Annotated in this window: 17 protein-coding genes; 10 read left to right on the forward strand and 7 right to left on the reverse strand. The window is 71.9% G+C overall.

Annotated features, from left to right (window positions below):
* Nucleotides 1–176 precede the first annotated feature (176 nt).
* On the reverse strand, nucleotides 177–695 hold the full coding sequence (locus LQ326_RS08250) for a hypothetical protein (protein ID WP_234534181.1): 519 nt from the start codon (nucleotides 693–695) through the stop codon (nucleotides 177–179).
* A gap of 23 nt (nucleotides 696–718) precedes the next feature.
* Between LQ326_RS08250 and LQ326_RS08255 the strand changes: the two genes are divergently transcribed.
* The 3 genes from LQ326_RS08255 to LQ326_RS08265 all read left to right on the forward strand — a co-directional run bounded on the left by LQ326_RS08255 (nucleotide 719) and on the right by LQ326_RS08265 (nucleotide 5,324).
* Complete coding sequence (locus tag LQ326_RS08255; RefSeq protein ID WP_234534183.1) at nucleotides 719–1,678, forward strand: serine/threonine-protein kinase; 960 nt, start codon at nucleotides 719–721, stop codon at nucleotides 1,676–1,678.
* A gap of 135 nt (nucleotides 1,679–1,813) precedes the next feature.
* Entirely contained in the window at nucleotides 1,814–3,439 is a 1,626-nt protein-coding gene (locus tag LQ326_RS08260; protein ID WP_234534185.1) for a succinic semialdehyde dehydrogenase, read from the forward strand.
* A 100-nt stretch (nucleotides 3,440–3,539) separates the two neighbouring features.
* Nucleotides 3,540–5,324: a GMC family oxidoreductase N-terminal domain-containing protein gene (locus tag LQ326_RS08265; RefSeq protein WP_234534187.1), complete on the forward strand. Its 1,785-nt coding sequence runs from the start codon at nucleotides 3,540–3,542 to the stop codon at nucleotides 5,322–5,324.
* 121 nt (nucleotides 5,325–5,445) lie between these two features.
* Here LQ326_RS08265 and LQ326_RS08270 read toward each other — a convergent pair whose 3' ends face one another.
* Nucleotides 5,446–6,468: an LAETG motif-containing sortase-dependent surface protein gene (locus tag LQ326_RS08270; RefSeq protein WP_234534188.1), complete on the reverse strand. Its 1,023-nt coding sequence runs from the start codon at nucleotides 6,466–6,468 to the stop codon at nucleotides 5,446–5,448.
* A 212-nt stretch (nucleotides 6,469–6,680) separates the two neighbouring features.
* On the opposite strand from LQ326_RS08270, the gene LQ326_RS08275 reads away from it, so the two are divergent.
* Complete coding sequence (locus LQ326_RS08275; protein ID WP_234534190.1) at nucleotides 6,681–7,823, forward strand: hypothetical protein; 1,143 nt, start codon at nucleotides 6,681–6,683, stop codon at nucleotides 7,821–7,823.
* A 586-nt stretch (nucleotides 7,824–8,409) separates the two neighbouring features.
* Here the strand turns inward: LQ326_RS08275 and LQ326_RS08280 are convergent.
* On the reverse strand, nucleotides 8,410–8,691 hold the full coding sequence (locus LQ326_RS08280; protein WP_234534192.1) for a chorismate mutase: 282 nt from the start codon (nucleotides 8,689–8,691) through the stop codon (nucleotides 8,410–8,412).
* A gap of 391 nt (nucleotides 8,692–9,082) precedes the next feature.
* On the opposite strand from LQ326_RS08280, the gene guaA reads away from it, so the two are divergent.
* Both guaA and LQ326_RS08290 read left to right on the forward strand, forming a co-directional pair.
* Nucleotides 9,083–10,648 carry a glutamine-hydrolyzing GMP synthase gene (gene guaA / locus LQ326_RS08285; RefSeq protein ID WP_234534194.1) on the forward strand — a complete coding sequence of 522 codons (1,566 nt, stop codon included), beginning with the start codon at nucleotides 9,083–9,085 and terminating at the stop codon, nucleotides 10,646–10,648.
* A 242-nt stretch (nucleotides 10,649–10,890) separates the two neighbouring features.
* Nucleotides 10,891–11,685, forward strand: a complete 795-nt coding sequence (locus LQ326_RS08290) for a class II aldolase/adducin family protein (RefSeq protein WP_234534197.1) — start codon at nucleotides 10,891–10,893, stop codon at nucleotides 11,683–11,685.
* Between the two features lie 8 nt (nucleotides 11,686–11,693).
* Here the strand turns inward: LQ326_RS08290 and LQ326_RS08295 are convergent, their stop codons facing one another.
* Nucleotides 11,694–12,581 (reverse strand): DUF4429 domain-containing protein, encoded by an 888-nt coding sequence (locus tag LQ326_RS08295; protein ID WP_234534198.1) that lies wholly within the window; start codon nucleotides 12,579–12,581, stop codon nucleotides 11,694–11,696.
* A 188-nt stretch (nucleotides 12,582–12,769) separates the two neighbouring features.
* On the opposite strand from LQ326_RS08295, the gene LQ326_RS08300 reads away from it, so the two are divergent.
* Nucleotides 12,770–14,047 (forward strand): hypothetical protein, encoded by a 1,278-nt coding sequence (locus LQ326_RS08300; RefSeq protein ID WP_234534200.1) that lies wholly within the window; start codon nucleotides 12,770–12,772, stop codon nucleotides 14,045–14,047.
* A 173-nt stretch (nucleotides 14,048–14,220) separates the two neighbouring features.
* Complete coding sequence (locus tag LQ326_RS08305; protein WP_234534202.1) at nucleotides 14,221–14,760, forward strand: DoxX family protein; 540 nt, start codon at nucleotides 14,221–14,223, stop codon at nucleotides 14,758–14,760.
* 53 nt (nucleotides 14,761–14,813) lie between these two features.
* Here LQ326_RS08305 and LQ326_RS08310 read toward each other — a convergent pair whose 3' ends face one another.
* Complete coding sequence (locus LQ326_RS08310) at nucleotides 14,814–15,023, reverse strand: hypothetical protein (RefSeq protein WP_234534203.1); 210 nt, start codon at nucleotides 15,021–15,023, stop codon at nucleotides 14,814–14,816.
* The gene (locus tag LQ326_RS08315; RefSeq protein ID WP_234534204.1) at nucleotides 15,010–16,434 is read right to left on the reverse strand and encodes a PspC domain-containing protein; all 1,425 of its coding nucleotides are present in this window, start codon (nucleotides 16,432–16,434) and stop codon (nucleotides 15,010–15,012) included. The genes LQ326_RS08310 and LQ326_RS08315 overlap by 14 nt, the downstream gene beginning before the upstream one ends.
* Before the next feature lie 199 nt (nucleotides 16,435–16,633).
* Here LQ326_RS08315 and LQ326_RS08320 point away from each other — a divergent pair, with 199 nt between their 5' ends.
* Both LQ326_RS08320 and LQ326_RS08325 read left to right on the forward strand, forming a co-directional pair.
* Nucleotides 16,634–17,926, forward strand: a complete 1,293-nt coding sequence (locus tag LQ326_RS08320; protein WP_234534205.1) for an ATP-binding protein — start codon at nucleotides 16,634–16,636, stop codon at nucleotides 17,924–17,926.
* Nucleotides 17,923–18,636: a LuxR C-terminal-related transcriptional regulator gene (locus tag LQ326_RS08325; RefSeq protein WP_234534206.1), complete on the forward strand. Its 714-nt coding sequence runs from the start codon at nucleotides 17,923–17,925 to the stop codon at nucleotides 18,634–18,636. The genes LQ326_RS08320 and LQ326_RS08325 overlap by 4 nt, the downstream gene beginning before the upstream one ends.
* Before the next feature lie 50 nt (nucleotides 18,637–18,686).
* Here LQ326_RS08325 and LQ326_RS08330 read toward each other — a convergent pair whose 3' ends face one another.
* Entirely contained in the window at nucleotides 18,687–19,745 is a 1,059-nt protein-coding gene (locus tag LQ326_RS08330) for a C40 family peptidase (protein ID WP_234534207.1), read from the reverse strand.
* Nucleotides 19,746–20,130 lie beyond the last annotated feature (385 nt).

Raw genomic sequence — 20,130 nt, forward strand, 5'->3', positions numbered from 1 at the left:
GGAGGGCGGCACCGGCCGGCGTGGCGGCTGCGGAGGTCGACACGCGATTGCTGATGCCGCAATCGAACAGAGCCAGACCGTAGTGCCTTCCGAAGTCGTGGACATCCGCGGTCCGGTCTCATGAACAAAGCCAGTGGGACCATCTCCACGTTCTTCCGGCCCGTGTACGGTCTCTCCTACTTCCGTCGGAGCGCCATGGCGTACCAGTAGCGGTCCGGGAGAGCAACGGGAAAGAGGTGTGCAGTGCTGTCCTCGACAGGTTCAGGAAACTGGCCGGGGACCTCGGCCGGTCTTCCTCGCTGACTTCCGATCACGCCATTGAGAAATGGACGGAGTTCGTCGACGACTGTGCCGAGGGCGACGGATGAACTCTTTTCGAGTACCGGGACGAGATCACGATCCGGTTCTTCCTTCAGAGGGTTGTCGATGATCCGGCCACAAAGGAGGTTCTTGAGGTCACCTGGTTCTCGGCCGAAATACGGCGCGCGGACGGCAAGTTCGCCGAGTTGCTGGACCAGGGGTTCGAAGGTACCGGGCGGCGGCGGTCGGCGGGAGCGGAAGATCCCACGCGTCGCGGGTCCGGTGATGGCCGAGGACGTCAGGGAGGGGCTCCACCGCCGGAGGCAGCCCCGCCCGTCAGAATGGTGGCGGGCCCCCGCCAAGGCCGGCTGACCGCGCCGCTTCGACAAGGGCATGGTGCGCAGGGTACTGATGTGACATGAGCGAAGACGGCGAACGGCCGGTCGAGGGACGTCTGATCGGTGGGCGCTATCGACTGGCCGAGCGCATCGGCTCCGGGCCGGCCGGCACGGTGTGGCGCGCTCGCGACGAGCACGACGAGCGGGACGGACGGGACCCGGCGGAGAACCGGGCGCCGTCGGACCGCGGGGACGCTCGCATCGCGCGGTACGTCGCCCTCAAGGAACTGCGCCTGACCGGTGAGCCGGCGGACGAGGAACGACAGCGTGCCGCGCACCGGCTGCTGCACGAGGCCCGGGCCGCCGCCCGCGTCGACCACCCGGCCGCCGTCGCCATCCACGACGTCCTCCTCGACGGCGAACTCCCCTGGATCGTCATGGAGTTGGTGACGGGGGAGTCCCTGCACGCCGCGCTCGCCGCGCGCGGGCCGCTGCCGCCCGCCGAGGCCGCCCGGGTCGGGCTCGCTGTCCTCGGCGCGCTGCACGCCGCCCACAGCGTCGGCATCGTCCACCGTGACCTCAAGCCCTCCAACGTCCTGCTCGAAGCCGGCGGCGAGCGCGTCGTCGTCACCGACTTCGGCATCGGCGCGGCCCAGCCGGAGCCGTGCGGCGGTGACTTCGTGGCCCCGGAGTGCGGGGAGGGGCGCGGCGCCGGGCCCGCCTCCGACCTGTGGTCCCTGGGCGCCCTGCTCCGTACGGCCATGGCGAGCGCGGAGGGCCCCCTCGCGCCGTTGCTCGCACAGCTGTGCGCCACCGAACCGGAGGCCCGGCCGGCCGCCGCCGACGTCGCCGAGGCACTCGCCGAGGCCGCCGGCGCGAGCCTTCCGGAATGGGTGACCGCACCCCCGGCCCCCACCCCGCCCGCCCCCACCCCTGCTCCCGCCTCGGTTCCACCCTCCGGGACGGCCCCCGAACCCCGCCGTCTCACCCCGCTCGCCGCCCTCGGCCTGCTCCTCGCCAAAAAACCGGAACGCGACTGACCAGCGCTGATCGTCCCCGTCAAGCCCCTGATCAGCGCATTCCCTGCCAGTGATCACTGGCGGTATGTGTGCGGTCGGTGAATCCGAGTTACCGACGGGTACCCAAAGGCTGCGCTCCCGAATACCCTGCGCCTCATGACGGACTCGCAGGCCCCCGCCCACGCATCGGCCACCACCGGCACCAACCCGCTCGCTCCTGCCCCCGCGGGGGCCCGAACCGCCGCCGACGTGGTCACGCCCGAGCTGGTCGCCCAGCTCACCAAGGGTGTCGTCGGCTCCGGACGCACGGCCAACCACACGCCCTTCACCGGCGAGAAGCTGGCCGACCTGCCCGAGTCCACCCCCGAGGACGTGGCCAAGGCCTTCGACGCGGCCCGCGCCGCGCAGGCCGTGTGGGCGAAGGTGCCGGTACGGCAGCGCGCCGCCGTCCTGCTCCGCTTCCACGATCTGATCCTGGCCCGCCAGGCCGAGGTCCTCGACCTCATCCAGCTGGAGACAGGCAAGGCCCGCCTGCATGCCCACGAAGAGGTGCAGGCCGTCGCGGTCGCCTCCCGGCACTACGGCCGCAAGGCCCCCGCCTATCTGCGCCCCAAGCGGCACGCGGGCGCCATGCCCACTCTCACCCGGGTGACCGAACTGCGCCACCCGCGGGGTGTGGTGGGCCAGATCGCCCCCTGGAACTACCCCCTCGAACTCTCCGTCGGTGACGCGCTCCCCGCCTTCGCCGCGGGCAACGCGGTCGTCATGAAGCCGGACACCGAGACCTGTCTGACCGCGCTGTGGGCCCGCGACCTCCTCATCGAGGCGGGGCTGCCCGCCGACGTCTTCCAGGTCGTCCTCGGTGAGGGCCCGGTCGTCGGTCCCGAGGTCGTCCGGCACGCCGACTACGTCTCCTTCACCGGCTCCACCCGCACCGGGCGCGAGGTGGCGCAGGGTGCGGCGGCCCGCCTGGTCGGCGTGTCCCTCGAACTCGGCGGCAAGAACGCCATGCTGGTCCTCGACGACGCCGACATCGAGAAGGCCGCCGCGGGCGCGGTCCGCGCCTGCTTCTCCTCGGCCGGCCAGCTCTGCATCTCCATCGAGCGGCTGTACGTCCACGAGTCGATCGCCGACGCCTTCGTCGAGCGCTTCGCCGCCCGCACCAAGGCCATGCGCCTCGGCACGTCCCTCGCCTACGGCGCCGACATGGGGTCCCTGGTCGGGGAACGGCAGCTGGAGACCGTCAAGCGGCATGTCGAGGAGGCCGTCGAGAAGGGTGCGACCGTCGTCGCCGGCGGCACCGCCCGCCCGGACATCGGCCCCTACTTCTACGAGCCCACCATCCTCGACGGCGTCGAGGACGCGATGGCCGTCTGCACGGAGGAGACCTTCGGCCCGGTCGTCTCCCTCTACCGTTTCAAGACGGAGGAGGAGGCCATCGCACACGCCAACGGCACCCCGTACGGCCTCAACTCCTCCGTCTGGACGAAGAACGGCAGCCGGGGCCGCGAGGTCGCCGCCCGCCTGCGCGCCGGCACGGTCAACGTCAACGAGGGCTACGCCGCCGCCTACGGCAGCGTGCAGTCCCCGATGGGCGGCATGAAGGACTCGGGCCTGGGCCGCCGGCACGGCTCGGAGGGCATCCTCAAGTACACGGAGGCGCAGACGGTCGCCCAGCAGCGGCTCCTTCCCATGGCGCCCTCGCTGGGCATGGACGACGAGAAGTACGCCCAGTTCATGAGCACCAGTCTCCGGGTGATGAAGGCACTGAGGCTGCGATAAGCGCCCCGTCAGGGGCGCGGGCCATAGCGATATGCGGCTCCGCCGGGTGGGCGCGAGCAACCACGGAACACCCGCAGGCGAAACTCAACGAGGAGCACCCGTGCCCCAGGACACCCACGACTACGACTACGACGTCATCGTCGTCGGCTCAGGCTTCGGCGGCTCGGTGACCGCCCTGCGTCTCACCGAGAAGGGCTACCGCGTAGGCGTCCTGGAGGCCGGCCGCCGCTTCACCCGCGAAACCCTCCCCAAGAACTCCTGGGACATCAAGAACTACCTCTGGGCCCCCAAGCTCGGCTGCTACGGCATCCAGCGCATCCACCTCCTCGGCAACGTCATGGTGCTGGCCGGAGCAGGCGTCGGCGGCGGCTCGCTCAACTACGCCAACACCCTGTACATCCCGCCGAAGCCCTTCTTCGACGACCCCCAGTGGCGTGACATCACCGACTGGCAGGAGGAGCTGAAGCCGTACTACGACCAGGCGCAGCGCATGCTCGGCGTACGGCTCAACCCGACGATGACCCCGTCCGACGTCCACCTGAAGGCGGCGGCGGAGAAGCTGGGCGTCGGCGACACCTTCCACCTCGCCCCGGTCGGCGTCTTCTTCGGCGACGGCAAGGACGCCGACGGCGAGGCGAAGGCGGCACCCGGCGGCCAGGTCGCCGACCCCTACTTCGGCGGTGCGGGCCCCGCCCGCAACGCCTGCACCGAGTGCGGCGAGTGCATGACCGGCTGCCGGCACGGCGCGAAGAACACCCTCAACGAGAACTACCTCCACCTCGCCGAGCAGGCCGGCGCGGTGGTCCACCCGATGACGACGGTGGTCTCCGTCACCGACGACTCCCAGGGCGGCTACGCGGTCGCGACCCTGCCCACCGACGACCGTCGCAGGGCCAGGGGCCGGATCTTCACGGCCCGCCGGGTCGTCATCGCCGCCGGCACCTACGGCACCCAGACCCTCCTGCACCGTATGAAGGCCGGCGGTCAGCTGCCGTATCTCTCCGACCGCCTGGGCGACCTGACCCGCACCAACTCCGAGGCCCTGGTCGGCGCGCAGACCGACAACCGCCGTTACCGCAAGGCGCACGGCACCCCCAGGGCCGACTTCACCCGGGGTGTGGCGATCACGTCCTCCGTCCACCCGGACGAGAACACGCACATCGAGCCGGTCCGCTACGGCAAGGGCTCGAACGCGATGGGCGGGCTGTCGATCCTCCAGGTGCCGTACGCGGAGGGCTCCTCCCGGGTCCTCGGCTGGCTGGCGAACGCGGCCCGCCACCCCCTCCTGGTGCTGCGCTCGCTCTCCAACCGGCGCTGGTCGGAGCGGACCATCATCGGCCTGGTGATGCAGTCGCTGGACAACTCCCTGACGACGTTCCTGAAACCGGACGGCGTCGGCAAGGGCCTGCTCACCGCCCGGCAGGGCCACGGCGCTCCCAACCCCAAGCAGATCAGGGCCGCGTCGGAGGCGGCCACCGCGCTCGCCGCCGAGATCAACGGCTTCCCCGGCAGCAACGTCGGCGAGCTGATGGGCACCCCGCTCACCGCGCACTTCCTCGGCGGCTGCCCCATCGGCGACTCCCGCGAGACGGGGGTCATCGACCCGTACCACCGGCTGTACGGCCACCCCGGCATCTCGGTCGTGGACGGCGCCGCCGTCTCCGCGAACCTGGGCGTGAACCCGTCCCTCACCATCACGGCGCAGGCCGAGCGCGCGATGTCGTACTGGCCCAACGAGGGCGAGGCGGACCCGCGTCCGCGGCAGGGCGAGCCCTACCGGCGTCTCCAGCCGGTCGAGCCGCGCCGTCCGGCGGTCCCGGCCGAGGCCTTCGGAGCGCTGCGGCTGCCGTTCCTCGGGATTCCCGCCGTACCGCCGAAGAAGTAGGCCGAAGAAGCGGGCCGAAGGAGCGGCCGGACACCGAAGAGGGACCTGTGCCCCCCTCCGAGCCCAGGTCCCTCTTCGATCGGTCGCGCGGACCGCTGTACGACGGTCCGCGCGACCTTGCCTATGAGTCCGCGCCGGCCTTCCGCCGCCGTACCAGGACCACCGCACCCGCGCCGACCACGACGGCGACGCCGCCGACCAGGCCGATGACCGGGAGCGCCGAGCTGGAGCCGGTGTCGGCGAGGTTGCCGGTCGGCAGGTCGGAGATGTCGCCCTGCGGCTTCTTCACGGAATCCTTGCCGCCGTCGTCGCTCGGGGTGGCCGTACCCGGGTCCGGGTTGGACGAGCCGGCCTTGAGGACCGTGAAGTCGTACTGGGCCCAGCCCTCGGCGATGCAGTCCTGGCCGTCGACCTTGTCGAGGTAGGCGCCGGAGCCGAAGGAGTAGGCGTCACCGGCCGGCGCCTTGGCGTCGATGGAGACGCGCAGGTCGATCGACCTGCTCGCCCCGGACTTGAGCTTGGCCACGTAGAAGAAGTAGTCGCCGGCCCAGTCGTCGCTGCCGATCCGGTCCCAGGAGCCGTTCTCGGGGTTCTTGAACTCCAGGTCGACGTACGGGCTGAGGTACTTCGACTCGTCGAGCTCGTAGTTCTCGATCTCGGCGTAGAAGGCGACGCCCTCGACATCCGTCTTGGAGTCGTTCGTCACGACCAGCCGGAAACCGTGGAAGCCGTCACCCGCGACGATCTTGCCGGGCAGACCCTTGATGTCGGCGGACACCTTGGCGTCGCCGAAGTTCTCGTCGAGGTCCTCGCAGTACGGCACGTCCGGGTCGGAGGGGTCCTCGCTGGGCTCGGCCGACTCGGACGGCTCCGCGGAGGCGGACGCACTGGCGCTCGCGCTCGCGCCGTCGCTGGGCGAGGAGGAGGCCGACGCGGACTCGGACGCCGACGCGCTGTCGCTCGGGGAGACGGAGTCGGAGGGCGAGGCGGACGCCGTGTCGCCGGGGATCTCGCTCGGCGCGCTCTCGGACGCCGACGCGGACGGCGTGTCCTCCGCGAACGCGGCGACCGGCGCGGACAGCAGGGCGACCGGCGCGATGACGGCCGTGACGGCCGTCGCGGTGACGACCCGGCGAAGTTTCATGAGGACCCCCGTCAATCAGCAATCAGACGCGGTGGATGGATGTCACCGCTGGTTCCGCTGGTGTGACCGGTGAATCCTGTGAATGGTTGCCTCCGCATTCACAGGATTCTTATGTGACGTGGGTCACTCGCGCTGGGGGTTGTTGGGTGGCATGGACACAGCCGATTCCAAGGCTATTCTCGCCCCGTCGATCGGCCGAGCGAGAGAGTGTCATGTCTGACAGACGGTCCGAAGAATCGTCGGGGGACGAGCCGTCGTCCTCCTCCATATCCGACGAGGTGTGGGAGCAGTTCCTCCGCGACACCGAACGGGACATCCGCACGTCCGCCCCCAAGGAGCCCTCAGCCCGGGCCCGGGAGGTGACCGCGCGGCTCGAACGGCGGAAGGGGGAGCCCGAGGGGTGGCGGACCGGGCCCGCCTGGCAGGAGATGAACGGGCGGGCCGCCCGCCGCCGCAGGATCTGGGCGGTCATCGGCGTTCCGCTGGCGATCGCCGTGGCCGTCGTGGCGATGCGGCCCTCCCTGATCCCGGGCGATCCCTTCGGCTCGTCCGCCGGCCCGGACACCGCCACCACGCCCCTGCCCGACGAGACCGTCACCCCGACCGCCCCGCCCTCAGCGGTCGCCCCCGACACCCCCACGCTCGCCCACCCGTTCGCCGGCTCCCCGGCGCTGCGCTGGGCCGACGGCGCGGCCGGCATCGTGCTGCCGAAGGCCACCGCGCTCGGCGCGATCCCGAAGGACCGTGTCGAACTGGCCCTCCAGCAGACCAGGAGGCTGCTGGTCGACGCCAACCTGAACCCCGACGTGGTGGCCGGCGGCCGTCCCGGGGCCGCCCTCTCGGTGCTCGACCCCAAGCAGCCGGACGTGCTCGACAACCTCAACACCTCGCTGCGCAGTCCCAGCAGGACCCGCGACCCGCTGTTCCTGTTCAGCCGCTTCGACCCGAAGGACGTGAAGCAGGCCGGGAAGATCGTCAAGGTGCGCGGCCGGATCACCTTCGCGAAGGGCAAGTTCAAGGGCGTGGCCGTGCACGCCGACTACACCTTCGTCTACCCGGTGGTCCGTGCCGACGGCTCCACCGAGGTCACCCGCACGATCGTGCGCCGCGTCATCGACGCCGAGCTCCCCGACCCGGCGCGGTACCGGGTCACCCCCGGCCGCCTGACCCTCCTGCGCTACGACGAGGACGCCGGCAACTCCGCCTGCGACATCCACGACGGCTATCTGCACCCGCAGTTCCCGTCCCAGGCTCCGACCGCCGGGGCCGCCCCCAGCGGTCCGTCCGTCGACCCGTACGACCGCAGCCGCGCCATCGGCACCGAGCAGGCCTGCGGCACGGCGAGCCGTACATAGGCGAAGGGCCCCGCGGGACGGAGCCGCGGGGCCCTTCTTCCGTCAGCACCGACGTCAGGGCAGCGTCGGTGCCTGGAAGCGGCGCCGGGGGGTTGCGCCGCTGGTCTCTGTGCCCTGTGCCACCGTCCGTACCCCGGGTCGGCGCCCCGGCGCGCTCGGGGCGTACGGCAGGTCCCGACCTTTGGCGGACGGTCGGCACACGGCAATACCGTTGCCTGAACTGGGACTTGGGAGCTCCGAAGGCCTTGCGGACCTTCTGCGCATCGTGCTGGACGTACGCGGCCTCCGCAACCGTTTGACCCAGCCCTTGTGCATTTTTGCAATTTTCCGCCGGTCGGCCCCGGGCGTCCCCGGAGCCGGCCGTCTCTTGGGTGACCGGGCTGCTGTCCCCTGCCGTCCGGTCACTTGACTGGAGCGAGGTCCCACGACGCACGGCACGTTCCGTACGTCTCATCGCCCCAGTGAGCCACGCGTGGTTCTTCGGGCCCGCCCCTGGCTGGCACGGACACCCCACCCAACGAGACGGTCCACGGGCCGGTCACGCGCCGTACGGGTGAGAAAGGCCCCGAACTCAGGTCCGCCCGACTCAGATGCGACCCCGGGACAGCTCCAGGAGCGTCATGGCGAGCGCGGTGCCGGGCTTGCCGAGCGCCGTGCTGTAGTGGCCGAGGATCTCCATCTCCCGGGAGAGGTTCACCCGGCGGCCGCCGGAGGTGATCCGGGCCTCCTGGACGACGGCGGACACGGCCATCCGCTCCTGGATCAGACCGATGATCCGGTCGTCGAGCGCGTCGATGCGCTCCCGCGCACCGGCGATCACCTCGGCGGCCTCGGGAGTACGGGCACCGGTCACATCGAGCGTGGTCATGTCGGGGCTCCTCGTCTGAAGGGCTGCGGTGCCCCGGAGCGACAGGATCCGGAGAAACACCAGGCGCCCCGGACCTTGTCGGCCCGGGGCGCCTGGGGAAGTCGCTTGTCAGTGTCTCAAGCAGCACGACCATGGCAGCCGGTGGGCCGGTTGCCATAGGTAAAGAGGAAGGTCGTGTGGGTGAGCATGGGGCCGAGTATGCCACAGACCCTCGTCCCCGGACGGGGGCGGGCCGGCTGGCGGGTGGGCCCGGGTTTCCATGGGCACGGGTGTGCGTGGGTACGGGTTTCCGGGGGGCTGGGGGCGGAGCCCGCGGGGTCGGGAGCCGCCCCGGCGCACCCCGTTAGAATCGGTAGTCACAGACCCCGCCCACACCGCCGGAAGGCACCTCGTGTCATCAGCCACTCCCGACACCGTCCTGGTCGTCGACTTCGGCGCGCAGTACGCCCAGCTCATCGCCCGCCGCGTCCGTGAGGCCCGGGTCTACAGCGAGATCGTGCCCAGCACCACGCCGGTCGCCGAGATGCTCGCCAAGAACCCGGCGGCGATCATCCTCTCCGGCGGCCCCTCGTCCGTGTACGAGGAGGGCGCCCCCCGTCTGGACCGCGAGCTCTTCGAGGCCGGCGTCCCGGTCTTCGGCATGTGCTACGGCTTCCAGCTGATGGCCCAGGCCCTCGGCGGCACGGTCGACAACACCGGCGCCCGCGAGTACGGCCGTACCGACCTGCACGTCTCCAAGGCGGCCTCCACCCTCTTCGAGGGCACCCCCGCCGAGCAGCACGTGTGGATGTCGCACGGCGACGCCTGCTCCGCCGCCCCCGCGGGCTTCACCGTGACCGCGTCCACGGACGTCGTCCCGGTCGCCGCCTTCGAGAACGACGAGAAGAAGCTCTACGGCGTCCAGTACCACCCCGAGGTCATGCACTCCACGCACGGCCAGCAGGTCCTGGAGCACTTCCTGTACCGGGGCGCCGGCCTCGAGCCGACCTGGACCACCGGCAACGTCATCGACGAGCAGGTCGCCGCGATCCGTGAACTGGTCGGCGACCGGCGTGCCATCTGCGGTCTGTCCGGCGGCGTCGACTCCGCGGTGGCCGCCGCCCTCGTGCAGAAGGCCATCGGCTCCCAGCTGACCTGCGTGTACGTCGACCACGGCCTGATGCGCAAGGGCGAGACCGAGCAGGTCGAGAAGGACTTCGTGGCCGCGACCGGCGTCCAGCTGAAGGTCGTCGACGCCGAGGCCCGTTTCCTGGACGCCCTCGCCGGGGTCTCCGACCCGGAGCAGAAGCGGAAGATCATCGGCCGCGAGTTCATCCGGGTCTTCGAGCAGGCCCAGGCGGAGATCATCGCCGACGCGGGCCCGGCCGTGGAGTTCCTGGTCCAGGGCACCCTCTACCCCGACGTGGTGGAGTCCGGCGGCGGCACCGGCACCGCGAACATCAAGTCGCACCACAACGTCGGCGGTCTGCCGGAAGACCTCGAGTTCAAGCTGGTCGAACCGCTGCGCAAGCTCTTCAAGGACGAGGTCCGGATGGTCGGCCAGGAGCTCGGCCTGCCGGAGGAGATCGTCCAGCGCCAGCCGTTCCCCGGTCCAGGTCTCGGCATCCGGATCGTCGGCGAGGTCACCAAGGAGCGCCTGGACCTGCTCCGCGAGGCCGACGCGATCGCCCGCGAGGAGCTGACCGCGGCCGGCCTGGACCGTGACATCTGGCAGTGCCCCGTGGTCCTGCTCGCGGACGTCCGCAGCGTCGGCGTCCAGGGCGACGGCCGTACCTACGGCCACCCGATCGTGCTGCGCCCGGTCTCCTCCGAGGACGCCATGACGGCCGACTGGTCCCGCCTGCCGTACGACGTCCTCGCGAAGATCTCCACCCGGATCACCAACGAGGTCCGTGACGTCAACCGGGTCGTCCTCGACGTCACCTCGAAGCCGCCGGGCACCATCGAGTGGGAGTAGTACCGGGCGTGTCCGAACGCGCCCGGTACGGACGAAGCGGAAGAAGGCGCTGAAGACGAGGTGGCCCGGCTCCGGCCGGCGCCACCTCCTCGGCGTGCGCCGTACGAGCCACTTCGCTGTCGATTCCCGACATCTTCTGTCGCGATCTGCTCGCGTGCGTCATCTTTACAGAACAGCTCTGTTTTCCTGTGCTGACCGGCGGTAACTTCCGGCCGTAACAAAAACCCAGTGCTGGAGGACCTATGCACGGGCCGACCCCGCCCCTGCCGCTGCCCACCGATCAGCTCCAGTTCGCGATGCCGCCGATGTACGACTCGCTCGACGACGAGCGCCGGCATCGCAAGGAGCGGCTCGCAGGCGCGCTGCGGATCTTCGGCCGGTCCGGACTGGAGGACGGGGTGTCCGGGCACATCACCGCCCGCGACCCCGAATACTCGAACTGTTTCTGGGTCAACCCGTTCGGCATGCCGTTCAAGCACGTCACCGTGAGCGACCTCGTCCTCGCCAACCAGGACGGCCAGGTGATCGAGGGCGGCTACCACGTCAACCAGGCCGCCTTCACCGTCCACGCGCAGGTGCACGCGGCCCGCCCGGACGTCGTCGCCGTCGCCCACTGCCACTCCGTGCACGGCCGCGCCCTGTCCGCCCTCGGCGACCTGCTCGACCCGATCAGCCAGGAGAGCTGTGCCTTCTACGAGGACCACGCCCTCTACGACGCCTACACCGGCGTCGCCGTCGACGCCGAGGAGGGCCGCCGGATCGCCGCTGCCCTCGGCTCCCGCAAGGCGCTGGTGCTGCGCAACCACGGACTGCTGACCGTCGGCGACTCGGTGGACGCGGCGGCCTGGTGGTTCCTGTCGATGGAGAAGTCCGCGCAGGTCCAGCTGACCGCCAAGGCGGCCGGCCGGCCGCTGCTCATCGACCACAAACTCGCCGTCGCCACCCGCGAGCAGCTCGGCGGCGACCTGGTCGCCTGGATCAACTACCAGCCCCTGTGGCAGGACATCAGCCGCAGCGAACCGGACCTGCTGAGCTAGCCCCCGGTTCAGAAACTTCGCAACACGGCCGCCTTCGTCAGCGCGAACTCCTCGTCCGTGAGCACTCCGTCCCGGTGCAGCTCGCCCAGCTCCCGCAGTCTGCGCAGCAGGACGTCGTGATGGTCGGCCGACTGGCGCGGCACGGTCACCGGGGCGCGGTCCCGGCCGGTGTACTCCGCGCCCGGCCGGGTCGAGGGATGCGGCAGCCGGGCCGTGACCGCCGCCGCGACCAGCGCCGTCAGCAGGTCGCGGCGGACACTGCCCCACAGGTCGAGGGCGTACGGGTCGCGCTCGGCCGGCAGCTTCGAGAACGCTGTCTCCCGGGTCACGAACCGCAGGAAGCCCTCCCCGTGGCCGGAGTTGGGCAGCCACTCCACCTGCACCAGATCGCCGACGCCGATGATCCGGGGCCCGGTGGCCCGCTTGACCCGGTCGGAGGTGTCGGCCCAGTCGATGCGCACCTGCGTACCGTCGAACGACACCGTGCCGTCCGAGGACCGCACCGACACCGGAACCGGCGGCCCCGGCAGCAGATACGTCTTCGTCGGCTCCTTCGGGACCTGGTCCAGCAGCAGCGACTGCCGGATCTCCGCCACGACGTACTCGGCCACCCCGGACCGGTCCCCGTCCACCGTCAGCCGGTACGGATCCGCCGCCTCCGGCAACCGCCCGCCCGTCGCCTGCAACAACGGGTCCGCACCCTCGCGAAGCCGCATCCGCAGGCGCCCCCGCCTGCGCTCCGGCTCGTACGCCACCCCCGCCACCGCCTCCAGGGGCACGGCGATCTCCCCGTAGGTCTGCCGGAACAGCGGTACGCAACGGTGGCGTCCCGGTGTGATCCGGACGGTGCTGCCGTCGAAGGCCCAGGTCCCGTCCCGCTGGATGATCTCGGCCATGGGGAAATTCTCGCAGCCAGGTCAACATGTCCGCCGCACCTTCACTCGTCGTGACCGACCCACTGCACGCGAACGGCCTGGCGTAGGGCACAATTCGCTCTCGACACAAGGGAGTTGCACGACGCCGTCCGGCCCCGGGGAGGGCCCTGCGGGTCGTGCCCCGGGCGTGGGGAAGGCGGGCGTCGGGCGTGGCGGTGCGGGAGGCGGGGCGGGGCGCCGGTTCGGGTGTCCACGGGGGCGGCTGCGCGTGCGGGGACTGCCCGCACGGGGCCCGCGCGGGGCACCGGCGGGCGGTGGCCGAATTCCTTCTCAAACGCGATGAGTTCGCGGCCGGACAGGGGCTGCCCGCGGCGGTGGCCCACTCGGTCTCCGCCTCCCGCCAGTGGGTCTCCGAGGAACTCACCCAGTCCGCCGACGTGGTCGCCGAACGCGGCCGCGCCGAGGGCCGGGCCTGGCTCGCCCGTCTCTGGCTGCGCACCGCGTGCACCGTCTGGGCAGCCGTCGTGATCATGCTCCTCACCCAGTCCCTCACCGCCGTCGGTGCGGGCTGGACCAGCGCCCGCACCGCTGGCCTGCTCGCCGCCCTGATCACGGCCCTCGCCCTCACCGCCGCCTCCTGGTTCCACCGCTCGCGCGGCGGGGTGCTCGCCCCCGTCATCGGCGAGGACAACCGCATGTCCACCTCCCGCACCGTCGCCGCCTCCTGGGTCCTCTTCGTCGCCTATTCCGTCCTCGTCCTGGCCGGCCGCCTGGCCGCCGCCTCCTCCTCCGCCGAACGCGACGCCCTCATCTCCGGTCTCGACCTCGCGCGCGGCGCCGGTGTGGTGACCGTGCTCGCCGTGGTCTGCGGCATCGCCGTCCTGGTGCGCCGGGTGGTCGGCCTGCGCATCGCCGGCCAGCGCCTGCAGAAGGTGCGCGCCCCCCGCCCCCGCGCCGCCGACCTGCTCACCGACGACGCCGGCCGCGGCACCTTCGCCGACATCCAGTACGTCGCCATCAGCGCCGTCGCCCTGCTCTTCGCCGCCGTACGGCTCGCCCGCCGCCCCGATCAGCTCCCCGACCTGCCCTGGGGCCTCGCGACGGTGGTCCTGATCTCCGCCGCGACCTACCTGGCCGGCAAGTACGCCGAGGGCGGCCGCCCGGTGATCCTCTCCGTCGTGCGCGCCCGCGAGGCCGGTGACCTGGACGCCCCGATCCGCACGGGCGACGACATCGAGATCCGCGGCACCGGCTTCGTGCCGCCCGGCGCCCAGAGCGCCGACCGGCTCTCCCGCATGGTCGTCCGCATCGGGGCCGTCAACGTCCACGTTCCCCTGGTCCCCGTCACCGGCGGCTTCAGCAACCCCACGGACCAGGTCCTCACCGTCCCCGTCCCGGCCGACGTGGAGCCCGGCTCGGTCGAGGTCCAGGTGGTGACGGCGGCGGGAGTGGCGACCAACCGCTGCGTGGTCGAGGTGACCGACTGAACGGCCCGGCCGGGATCTTTCCGGCGTTCCCTGCCCTCGGTTCTCCTCCTCACGGGTGGCTGAGTCCGGCCGAAATTCGGAAAAACGTTCCGGAGAGGGTTGAGCCGGTCGCCGTTGTCGTACGTATGGTCTGTTGAGGGGCATGGGCACGCGGCGAGAGGCGGCTACTGACGATGACTCACAGCATTCGTTCGGACACGCACACCCCCTATCTCGGCGGCGACCGCGGGCTGCGCGACACCGCCACCCGATACGCCCTCCTTCCTCTGCGGATCTTCCTGGGCGTCACCTTCATCTACGCCGGCCTGGACAAGCTGACCGACAGCGCCTTCCTGAAATCCGGCGGGTCCGGGTCCATCGGCGACACCATGCGAGGGGTCCGTGACTCCGCCGCGATCCCGGCCCTGGTGGACCTGGCCCTGAAGAACCCCGTCGGCTTCGGCACCGCGATCGCCATCGGCGAGCTCGCCGTGGGCCTCGGCACCCTCTTCGGCCTGCTGGCCCGCCTGGCCGCGCTCGGCGGCGCGCTGATCTCGCTCAGCCTCTGGCTGACCGTGAGCTGGGCCAATTCCCCGTACTACTACGGCAACGACCTCGCCTACCTGATGGCCTGGCTTCCCCTGGTCCTCGCCGGCGCCCCCTACCTCTCCCTGGACGCGATGCTCCGAGCCCGACGCCGACACCTCTCAGCACGGGCCTCACTGGGCCTGTAGCGGGCCGGCTCCTGGCCTTCTCGGCCCTCTTCCAGGCCTCCGGTGTGCCGCGGCTAGCCCTCCGGTGTGCCGCGGCGCCGGCGTATCGCCCGGTTCAGGGCCGCGGTCACCCCTGCCAGGAACAGGCCGACCACCAGCACGGGGATGACCGCGAACCACTCGGTGTCCCACCAGCCGCCCGCGTCCCCGGCGTAGGCGACCCCCGCCCCCGTCAGGAAGACGCCGACTACCAGCCGCCCGGGCTGGAACTCATGCCGCAGCACGGGTCACCTCCACCTGTCCCGCGCCGACCTGGAGATCCAGGTCGAGCGTCCCCGCGTTCTTGGCGCCGCTCGTCGGCGGCAGCGTCACGTTCTGGTGCCTGCCCGGCTGCACGTCCACGTCCTTCTTGTCGTCACCGGGCAACTGGATGTCGCCCACCCCCACGTCGATGGTCATTCCCACGGTCACGTCCGCCGGCACGACGATCTTCAGCTGGCCGGCGCCCACCTCGGCCGACGTCGCCACCGTCTGTCCCTGGGCGATGCGTATGTGCGTCAGGTCCAGCGTGGCCACGCCCGTCCCGAGGTCGTACTTCGGCGACACCTCCGCCGTCGTGGCCGGGGTCCAGGACGTCCGCGTCCAGTGGGTGCTGATGTCGGACGGCAGGGCCGTCGCGCCCGCCAGCAGCGCCGCCGTGACCAGCGCCAGGAACAGCGAGCCGGCGCCGGTGCGTCCGAGGAACGAGCTGAGCGCCGTGCCCAGCCCGAACACGGTCAGCGCGCAGGCCAGACCGGCCTGCAGGCTGGTGCCCAGTGGGTGCCCGTCCCAGGTCAGGCTGGTGCCCAGACCGCCCGCCAGCAGTGCGAACAGGAAGATCCAGCCACCGATCCAGCGCGGCCCGCGCGGCTTCGGGGGCGGGCTCTGCCGGGCGCGGACGTCCTGGCCGTGGACCCATGGGGTGCTCAGCCGGATGTCGAGCCCGGGGGCGGCCCGGCCGCGCGCGTCGGCCGGGCCCCAGAGATAGCCGGTGCCGCCGACATGCGTGCCGTCCTTGACGATCGGGTCGCGCCACCACGACGGGTAGGAGATCGGGATCGGCGGCGCCTGGGCCTCCGGCGGGGCGTCGGCGACGGCCTGCGCGGACAGCGGGTCGGGATCGGGGGCGCCGCGGCGCCGCGACCAGTACCCGGCGCCGGCCAGCAGCAGGGAGAGGACGACGGCGAACGCCAGCACCTGGCCGTTCCTGATCATCGTCAGCAGCACCCCGCAGCCGACCAGCGCGAACAGCACGGCCGCCAGGGCCTGCCCGTCGACCCGGCCGGTCAGCAGCTTGCGGACCTCGTTCTCCTCGTCGTCCTCGTACGGCACGAAGAGCCAGGCGAAGCCGTAGAAGAGGAGGCCGATGCCGCCGGTCGCGGCCAGCACGGCCAACGTGATGCGGAAGATCACCGGGTCCAGGTCGGTGTGGCGCCCGAGCCCCGCGCACACGCCCGCGATCACCTTGTGCCTGCGGTCACGCCGGAACCGGACGGGGGCCGCGTCGACGGCTTCCGCGCCGGCGCCGGTGGCGCCGGCCCCCGTCGTGGCCGTCTCCGCCGCGGCGGGCGCGGCATCCGACGGCCCGGAGCCCGCTGCGGGCCGCGGGCCGGGGCCGGGTCCCGGACCCGTCGCGGCGTGCTCGTGATCAGTCATGAGTCAATGGTGACGGCCGTGCCGCCGCAACGGCAGTCGGGATGACCCTGGCCGAACCCTGAAATCGGCCCCGAGGCCGGACCGGGAAGCGTTCGAACGGGGCCGCGGCGCCCCGGAGCCGGGGGAAATCCGAAGATCAGGGGAGTCTCGGGGGTCGACCCTGATGCTCCGCAACTCCGGGCGTGTGAACATCGATGGCATGCCGGAAGCCGCAGCAGTGCCCCTCGACGACCCGCGGCCGCCGCGCAAGCTCTACCGCAGCAGCGACGGCCGCTGGCTCGGCGGAGTGGCGCGGGGCCTCGCCGGGCACCTCGGGCTGCCCGTGGTCTGGGTGCGGCTGGTCTTCGTCGGCCTGTTCATGGCCAACGGGCTCGGCGCGCTGCTGTACGCCGCGTTCTGGTTCTTCGTACCCCTCGGGGTCGGCGGGGTCGGCGGCCAGAAGCCGCCGTCCCTGGTCGCCACCGAGACCCTGGCCGACGGCCGCCGCAGACTCGTCGCCCGCAAACCGGACCGGGGCCAGATCGTCGCCCTGCTCCTCATGGTCGTCGTGGCCATGGTGTTCGTGAGCAGCGTCAACCTGACCAGCGGCGCCAAGGCCTATCTCCTGCCCGCGGTCCTGGTCGCCGCCGGTGTAGCCCTCGTCTGGCGCCAGGCGGACAACGCCCGCCGGGCCCGCTGGGTCGAGGTCGGCAGCCGGCGCCGTACGCTCACCCTGCTGCGCGCGGGCGTCGGCGTGCTGCTCGTCACCGCGGGCGTCTCGGGCGTCTTCGTCATGCAGGGCTCCGCCGCGCACATCGGCGCGGTGCTCCAGGCGGCCCTCGCCGTGCTCGTCGGCATCACGCTGCTCGCCGGTCCGTATCTCGTGCGCATGACCCAGGACCTCTCCGAGGAGCGGCTGATGCGCATCCGCGCCCAGGAGCGTGCCGAGGTCGCCGCCCACGTCCACGACTCCGTGCTGCACACCCTCACCCTGATCCAGCGCAACGCGGAGAACGCGGGCGAGGTGCGCCGCCTCGCCCGCGCCCAGGAGCGCGACCTGCGCACCTGGCTCTACAAGCCGGAGGGCACCGGCAAGGACGAGGCCGACGAACCCGCCACCCTCGCCGACGCGGTCCGGCGCAACGCGGCGGAGGTCGAGGACAAGCACGGCGTTCCCATCGAGGTCGTGGTGGTCGGCGACTGCCCGCTCGACGAGCGGACGGGCGCGCAGATGCAGGCCGCACGTGAGGCGATGGTCAACGCGGCCAAGTACGGTGGCGAGGGCGGCGCCGTCCAGGTCTACGCCGAAGTCGAGGGCAGGACGGTCTTCGTGTCCGTCCGCGACCGCGGTCCCGGCTTCGACCTCGATTCGATACCCGCCGACCGCATGGGTGTCAGAGAATCGGTCATCGGCCGCATGGAGCGCCACGGCGGCACCGCACGGCTGCGGTCCGTGCCGGGCGGCGGTACGGAGGTCGAGCTGGAGATGGAGAGGGCGGAGAAGACGTCATGAGCGACGCGACCGAGGCGAACGGCCCGGCGGAAGGCGCGGAGAAGGCCGGGCGTCGGGTGCGCGTGGTCCTCGTCGACGACCACCGGATGTTCCGGACCGGCGTGCAGGCCGAGATCGGGCAGACCGAGCAGACCGGCGTCGAGGTGATCGGCGAGGCCGCCGACGTCGACCAGGCGGTCTCGGTGATCACCGCGACCCGGCCCGAGGTGGTCCTCCTGGACGTGCACCTGCCGGGCGGCGGCGGGGTCGAAGTGCTGCGCCGTTGCGCGCCGTTGATGGCGGACGCCGAGCAGCCGGTGCGCTTCCTGGCGCTGTCCGTGTCGGACGCGGCCGAGGACGTGATCGGCGTGATCCGCGGCGGCGCCCGCGGCTACGTCACCAAGACCATCACCGGCACCGACCTGGTCGACTCGATCTTCCGGGTCCAGGAGGGCGACGCCGTCTTCTCGCCGCGGCTCGCCGGGTTCGTCCTGGACGCGTTCGCCTCCACCGACGCCCCGCCGGTCGACGAGGACCTCGACCGCCTCACCCAGCGCGAGCGGGAGGTGCTGCGCCTGATCGCCCGTGGCTACGCCTACAAGGAGATCGCCAAGCAGCTGTTCATCTCCGTCAAGACGGTCGAGTCCCATGTCTCGGCGGTGCTGCGGAAGCTGCAGCTGTCGAACCGGCACGAACTGACCCGCTGGGCGACGGCGCGCCGGCTGGTCTGAGGCGGAGCCGCGCGGACTCGGCGCCGCGCGGCCGACCGGGAACCGGCGGCTCACACGACCCGTGTGGCCCCCGCGAACGGCATCTCGTCGATCGGGGCGATCCGTACCGGCGCCGACGGGTTGGGCGCGTGGATCATCTCGCCGCCGCCGATGTAGATGCCGACGTGGCTGACACCGGAGTAGAAGAACACCAGGTCACCAGGCTGGAGTTCGGAGCGGGAGACGCGGCGGCCGGCGTTGATCTGGGCGTACGTGGTGCGGGGGATGGAGACGCCGGCGGAGCGGTAGGCGGCCTGGGCGAGGCCCGAGCAGTCGAAGGCGTCGGGGCCGGTAGCGCCCCAGACGTAGGGGCTGCCGAGCTTCGAGTAGGCATAGGCGAGGGCGGCCGCGGCCCGGGAGTCGGTGGCGCCGACGCTGCCGGCGGTCAGCGGGGCGCGGGCGTCCGTCGCGGAGCGGGAGGCGCGCCCGGTGCCGTCGTCCGCCGTGACCGCCGCACGCTGCCCCGGCGACAGCCGGCCCAGGAGCCGCCGGGCTTCGCCGAGCTTGCCGTCGATGGCGGTCTTCTGCCGTTCCAGCTCGGCCTGCCGGGACCGCAGCGAGGCCAGTTCCACGTGCGCGGCGCCGCGCAGTTGCTCGATCTCCCGCAGCCGGCCGCGCACCCGCGCCACCGCGCCGGCCTGCCGGTCGCCGGCCCGCTCGGCCAACGCCGCGTCGTCCAGGTAGCGGTCGGGGTCGCTGGACAGCGCCAACTGCCAGGACGGATCGATACCGCCGTCGCGGTACTGCGCGGCCGCTATCGAACCGAGTGCGTCCCGGGCGGAGTTGAGTTTCTGCTGCGCGCGGGCGGTCTCGTCCTGCAGCGACGTCAGCCGCCGCTGGGCGGTGTCGGCCTTCTCCTTCGCTCCGTCGTACTTCTGGGTGGCCGCCTCGGCCTCCTGGTACAGCTGGTCCACCTTGGCCTTCACCTGCGCCGGTGTCAGTGGCGGCTCGGCGTTCCCGGTCCCTTCGAAAGCCGTCGCGGTGGCCGCGCCCGCCAGGGCGAGGACGGTGGCCGCACGGGCCGTGTTGCCGCTGAGCGAGTGCTGTCGGGGCTTGCGGTGCGCTGCCACCTGGAGTGTCCCGTCCTTTCGTACGAACGCCGTCTCGTCCGTGCGAACGCCGGGGAGCGTCCGCACGGCCGCGGGGGAGTAGCGGGGTGCGCGTCCGGCGGCGGCCCGCGCAGGGGTGGCGGCCCGCCGCCGGACTTCTCGGCGGTGGTGTCCGACTGCCGCCCCTGGCCCGGGCGGCGGTGGGGAGTCGGTCACCTGGGGGAGGACGCTAGGCCCGAGTGCGTCGGCTTGGTGACGCGATGCACGGAATTGACGTGACCGGATCGTTACCCGACGGTATGTGTACGGCATTCCGGCCCGGAGCCGTCGGCTTCGCGGGGCGGGATGACCGAAGCGGCGGTTCCGGGGCTGGCGGGGGACGCGGAGTGCTATGGGGTGCATATAT

The sequence above is a fragment of the Streptomyces shenzhenensis genome (assembly GCF_021462265.1).
GTDB lineage: Bacteria > Actinomycetota > Actinomycetes > Streptomycetales > Streptomycetaceae > Streptomyces > Streptomyces shenzhenensis.